The 5,342-nt window shown below is 57.4% G+C and carries 7 protein-coding genes; 5 read left to right on the top strand and 2 right to left on the bottom strand.

Going from position 1 to position 5,342, the window contains the following annotated elements; all coding sequences use genetic code 11:
- The coding region (gene infC, locus PSV43_RS05970) for a translation initiation factor IF-3 (protein WP_300194625.1) at positions 1 to 763 on the top strand (763 nt) is incomplete at its 5' end.
- 229 nt (positions 764 to 992) lie between these two features.
- Here the strand turns inward: infC and rpe are convergent.
- Positions 993 to 1,667, bottom strand: coding sequence for a ribulose-phosphate 3-epimerase (rpe, locus tag PSV43_RS05965; RefSeq protein ID WP_300194624.1), 675 nt, complete (start codon positions 1,665 to 1,667; stop codon positions 993 to 995).
- Positions 1,668 to 1,736: 69 nt separating this feature from the next.
- On the opposite strand from rpe, the gene tadA reads away from it, so the two are divergent.
- Complete coding sequence (gene tadA / locus PSV43_RS05960; RefSeq protein ID WP_300194623.1) at positions 1,737 to 2,294, top strand: tRNA adenosine(34) deaminase TadA; 558 nt, start codon at positions 1,737 to 1,739, stop codon at positions 2,292 to 2,294.
- A gap of 706 nt (positions 2,295 to 3,000) precedes the next feature.
- Here tadA and PSV43_RS05955 read toward each other — a convergent pair.
- Entirely contained in the window at positions 3,001 to 3,624 is a 624-nt protein-coding gene (locus tag PSV43_RS05955) for a hypothetical protein (RefSeq protein WP_300194622.1), read from the bottom strand.
- A gap of 430 nt (positions 3,625 to 4,054) precedes the next feature.
- On the opposite strand from PSV43_RS05955, the gene rpsL reads away from it, so the two are divergent.
- The 3 genes from rpsL to PSV43_RS05940 form a co-directional block, all read left to right on the top strand.
- Entirely contained in the window at positions 4,055 to 4,459 is a 405-nt protein-coding gene (gene rpsL / locus PSV43_RS05950; RefSeq protein WP_294398944.1) for a 30S ribosomal protein S12, read from the top strand.
- Positions 4,460 to 4,493: 34 nt separating this feature from the next.
- Complete coding sequence (gene rpsG, locus PSV43_RS05945) at positions 4,494 to 4,967, top strand: 30S ribosomal protein S7 (RefSeq protein ID WP_300194621.1); 474 nt, start codon at positions 4,494 to 4,496, stop codon at positions 4,965 to 4,967.
- A 45-nt stretch (positions 4,968 to 5,012) separates the two neighbouring features.
- The coding region (locus PSV43_RS05940) for a GTP-binding protein (RefSeq protein WP_300194620.1) at positions 5,013 to 5,342 on the top strand (330 nt) is incomplete at its 3' end.

Below are 5,342 nucleotides of genomic sequence, written 5' to 3'. Positions count from 1 at the left end.
CAACGAGCGCATCCGTGCGCCGAAGGTGTGTGTGATCGAAGACGATGGCAATCATCAGCTTGGCGTCCTTCCGACTGCGCAGGCCCTCCGCATCGCCAAAGAGCGTGGGCTGGACTTGGTGGAAGTGGCTCCGAACGCCGATCCGCCCGTGTGCAAGATTGTCAATTACGGCAAATACAAGTACATCCAGGAGAAGCACAAGAAGGAGGCTCACAAGCATCAGAAGGGCGGCAAGGTGAAGGAAATGAAATTCCGCATCGGCATCGACCCACATGATTACCTGATCAAGATCACGCATGCGGAAGACTTCCTCGCGGAAGGTCACAAGGTGCGCATTCAGCTGCAGTTCCGTGGGCGTCAGATGGCGCATCAGGAGCTTGGGCACCTGCTGGCTAAAAAGATCAAGGCAGACCTGCTGACCATGGGGCATGTGGATCAGGATCCGCGCATGGCCGGGCGTAACATCAACATGCAGCTCAGTCCGCTGCCGGAGCGCCAACGCCAACGTAAGTTCAAGACGCACCTCAAAGGCGTCACGGAGCATTCGGACATCGTCCATCACGAAGAGGGGCATGATCCGCGCGAAGACAAGCATGATGAGCATGATGATCACCATGATGACCATCAGGGCGACGCCGCTCACGCAGAGTCGGAGTCGGCACCTGCTGCTGAGGCAGCGGCGACTCAAGCTGAGGCACCGCCAGCGCAAGCTGAGACTCCACCGGTGCAAGCTGAAGCACCACCGCCGCCTGCGGCTGAATAACTCCAACGAACCACGAAGGGCAGGATTCATTTCCTGCCCTTCTTCGTTTTAAGGTATTTGAAGACCCTGAGTGCTGAATGTTGGGAGGCCATGTGCCCTCTTGCCCTCGCTAGAGGTGTTGAACGCGTCCCAAGAGGGAACGATTTCCGAGGTTATTGAAAAGTTTGGCGGGCATTGGCTGCCGTGGGCTCACTTCGCGGGAGCGAGATGGCTGCTTTCCAAATACGGCCTAGGCCACGGAGGCTGCCAGAGCCTGCATGGACTGGTTCATGTCCGGCGGGCCGAAAGAGGAGGTGCCGCAGACGAAGAGATTGGCACCGTGCTGTTTGGCGATGGGTGCCGAGGTCGTATGAATGCCGCCATCCACTTCGAGGTGGAATTTCAAACCGTGAGCATCGCGGTAGTCACGCGCGGCAGCGAGTTTTGGCATGGTTTCCTTTTCCATGAACGGCTGCCCGCCGAAGCCTGGGACCACGGTCATCACGAGCAGGAGGTCGATGTCATGGACGAAGGGCAGGGCGGCCTCAAACGGCGTATTGGGGTGCAGCGCGAGGCCACAGTGCAGACCGGCGGCGCGGATGCGCTTGAGCGTCTCGGCCACGCCGGTGTCGTAGTTTGCCTCGACATGGATGGTGATGTTTTGCGCTCCGGCCTTGATGAAGCGCTCCAAGTAGTGATCCGGGCGGTGGATCATGAGATGAACGTCCAGATACATGTCGGTGCACTTGCGGACGACCTGCACCATCTGCGGGCCGAAAGAGATGTTGTCCACGAAGTTTCCGTCCATCACATCGAGGTGCAGCCACTGCGCGCCGGCGGCTGCGGCACGGTTGACTTCGGAGTCGATCTTTGACCAGTCGGAAGCCAGCAGGGAGGGGAGGATGAGGTCTGTCGTGTGATCCATGTCCTGAGATAAGGTTCAGGGTTTAAAGTTCAAGGTTTGAGTTGCGGCGGAGCGCGTTTATAAAACGGCGTGGACGAGCCCCTGATCATCAATCCCTACGACGACGAACACTTCATGCGCCAGGCGCTGCGCCAGGCGCGCAAGGCGGCGCAGCAGGACGAGGTGCCCATTGGAGCTGTCATTGTGCATCAGGGCAGCATCATTGGCCGTGCGTGGAATCAGGTGGAGACGCTCAAGGACGCCACCGCGCATGCTGAGATGCTGGCGCTGACCCAAGCTGAGAGTGCACTAGGCGACTGGCGGCTCACGGATTGTGATCTGTACGTGACCAAGGAGCCCTGCCCAATGTGCGCCGGGGCCATCATGCACTGCCGTGTGCGCCGTGTGATCTTCGGCTGCCCGGATGTCAAAGGCGGTGCGGCCGGGGGCTTCTGGAATCTTCTGCAGGCGCCGAATTTGAATCACCGCACGGAGATCACTCCAGGCGTCCTCAATGACGACTGCGTCCGCATTCTCAAGGATTTTTTTGCCGAAGCCCGGCGTCGTAGGGCTGAGGGGCTGGCGCATAAGAAGGGCGCGGCCAAGGAAGCGGCTGACGAAGGTGGCGTGGTGTTTGACGGACCGTGAGGCGCTCAGGCCGCATTCACAACCTGCTGCCGGTGATGCGCCATTGAGTGAAGTCGAGCGCTTCAAAGTTCTTGTAATCGGCATTAAAGGTCAGCACCGCTTTGCCGCCTTTTTTTCGTCAGCACTACGGTATGCGGATCTTTGACGGTGAATTTGACGACAAAATAAGGGTGCCGGAAAGTGCCGTCGGGCATGAAGACACTTTCGCGATCCGGCACGCCGGCGCTCACCTTGTGCCAGGACCCTTTCGTGCCGATCAAAACTGCGCGTAGTTCATCGTTGTGCAGCCCGGCCTAGCAGATGCGTTGAAAACGAGTCTGTTTTCTCGTGCTGAGAATCTTCTCGGGGAGAGCTTCATGTGATGGCGGAGCCAAAGTGCGGCGGGGCTGGTTGCAGACGCCCATTCTTCGCTAAAGCTACGAAGGACAAGCTGCTGGAACCCGACGTGGCACTGAGGCGTGTTGGGTTTGCTGCCCGGAATTGTCTGCCATACCCAGGGTCGCCTCGCTGAGGCTCGGCTGACCCTGGGCTGGACTACGCAGCCCATTCAGGGCTGGTGCGAAGCGGGGATGGTTGAGGCATAGAGAAACAGACCTGGTTTCAATGGATCGTGGTATGACCTCCTCATACCCGCCATGTCGGAAATGAGTTTTGCGATCCGCTATAAGCGCCATGGATTCAGACTCTTTTTCAACTGTGTGTGGTCTTAATCTTCTCCTGCAAATGTGGCGACGACGCGTGGCTCAGCGCCAGCCTTGAGTGAGAAGATTTCGCAGCTCGCAGCAAAGGCGTCTGTGGCGTAGCGCTCGGCGAGATCGGCGGCAAACTCTTGGAGGAGTTCGGCCTTGGCGGGGAAGAGGTAGAGTGAGTGGCGGTCAGGAGTGACGGCCCAGATTTCCTGGCCAAAAAGTTCGGCGAAGATCTTGGGTAGGGACGGGGCGACGAGCAGGGTGGCGTAGAGCGGGGAGTCCCCGCGATAGACTGCGTAGGCGATCCGGCCGTCCTCACCTTTGATGAGTTCGGGCTTGAGCTGAAGCAGGCGTTTGTCTGCGGCAGTCTTGGCGCGGGCAGCAAAAGATTCGACGCTGAGGCCGAGTTTGGTGAAGGCTTCTGCGGAGTATGCTTCGACGCCGTTGAGTGCTGCGGTGTTTTCGCGATAACATGTGAACACCGTCTGCTGCGAATTGGGCAGAGTGATGGAATAGGCACCGCGCATGGCCTTCGGCTCTGGCATGAGCAGGAGGGATTCGAGCTTGCGCTCTGGGGCGGCGGGCTGCTGGGCGAGCAGAGTGTTGACTGAGAGGACCAGGAGGCATGAAAGCAGGCGCATGACGTGGCAGTGTGGCGTGAACTATGGGGAGAAGCAAATATCTCTGAGCAACCGCCATTTTAGAAGGGCCGGGGTTTGTGTATGAAGCCGAGGCGGGAACTTTAACTGGTTGACGCATCTCAGCCAAAAAGGGGCTATTTAACTAATTTCACTCCATTTATTGACAGAAGTGCGAGGATTCGAGGCGAGAATGTGAATAAATAATGCGAAAAGAGTCAAAAAGAGCTTGCGAGCAGGATGAGACTCGCCAGAATGCGCGCTCCCCAAGGCCCGGCCTCTTTAACGAGACCGGCAAATCAAGATCCTCCACGGAGGCTCTTTATTATCGGAACCAGAACCGGAAAAGTCTGCGTGTGCTCATTGTGAGCATGGCGCGCTGTCCCCCGGAACTGGCTACGAATTAAGCCAAGGTTCACAGCTCTTTCACACCATGCCCACCATCAATCAACTCGTCAGACACGGCCGCAAAGATAAAGCGGTAAAGTCGAAGTCTCCTGCGCTTGCAAAGTGCCCGCAGCGTCGTGGCGTCTGCCTCCAGGTGATGACTCGCACACCTAAAAAGCCTAACTCCGCTTTGCGTAAGGTGGCCAAAGTGCGTCTGACCAACGGTTTCGAAGTCATTGCCTATATCGGTGGTGAAGGTCACAATCTTCAGGAACACAGCATTGTGCTGGTTCGTGGTGGTCGTGTGAAGGATTTGCCGGGTGTGCGTTACCACATCGTTCGCGGCACCCTTGACTGCCTTGGTGTTGATGCCCGCCGTCGTGGCCGTTCCAAGTACGGTGCAAAGCGTCCAAAGCCAGGTGCTGCCGCCGCTGCTGCGAAAAAGAAATAATCCCCGCTGTATTCACTCCTAATTTTCCCACGCCATGGCCCGCAGAAAACGCGTTTATAACAAAGAGGTTCGCAAAGACAGCCGCTACGATAGCGAACTCGTCGCAACTCTCATCAGCAACATCATGCTTGATGGCAAGAAGTCGCTTGCTGAGCGTATCGTTTATTCCGCCATTGAGGCGCTTAACGACAAGACTGACAGCATCGACCCTCTTGAGCTCTTCAATCGCGCTATTGAGAACACCAAGCCACGCGTGGAAGTCAAAGCCCGCCGAGTCGGTGGTGCCACCTATCAGGTGCCTCTCGAAGTTTCCCCTCGTCGTCAGGAGTCCCTGGCCATGCGTTGGATCGTTGGTTATGCCCGTGGCCGTAAAGGTCAGGCCATGCACCGCGCTCTTGCGAATGAGTTGAAGGATGCCGCACAAGGGCAGGGGAATGCCGTCCGCAAGCGTGACGACGTTCATAAGCAGGCCCAGGCCAACCGCGCCTTCGCCCACTTCCGCTTCTAATCGTTTCACTTTACTTTTTCCGTCCACTTTTTGTTTTCCCGACCCATGTCGAACCCCAATTCACCCAACCGCGAATACCCACTTGAGCGCACCCGCAACATCGGGATCTGCGCCCACATTGACGCGGGTAAGACAACCTTGACTGAGCGTATTCTGTTCTACACAGGCATGATCCACAAGATCGGCGAAGTGCATGACGGCGCTGCGACCACAGACTGGATGGAGCAGGAAAAAGAGCGTGGTATCACCATCACCTCCGCTGCTGTGACGGCACGCTGGAAGCAGCTTAAGGAAGAAGGTATCTTCAAACTGCGTGAGTTGGAAGACATTCGTGTTAACATCATCGACACCCCCGGACACGTGGACTTCACTGCT

The organism is Prosthecobacter sp., assembly GCF_029946185.1.
Classification (GTDB): Bacteria; Verrucomicrobiota; Verrucomicrobiia; order Verrucomicrobiales; family Verrucomicrobiaceae; genus Prosthecobacter.
Note: the sequence above shows the minus strand (reverse complement) of the source record. Positions and strands in the feature narration are given on the sequence as shown.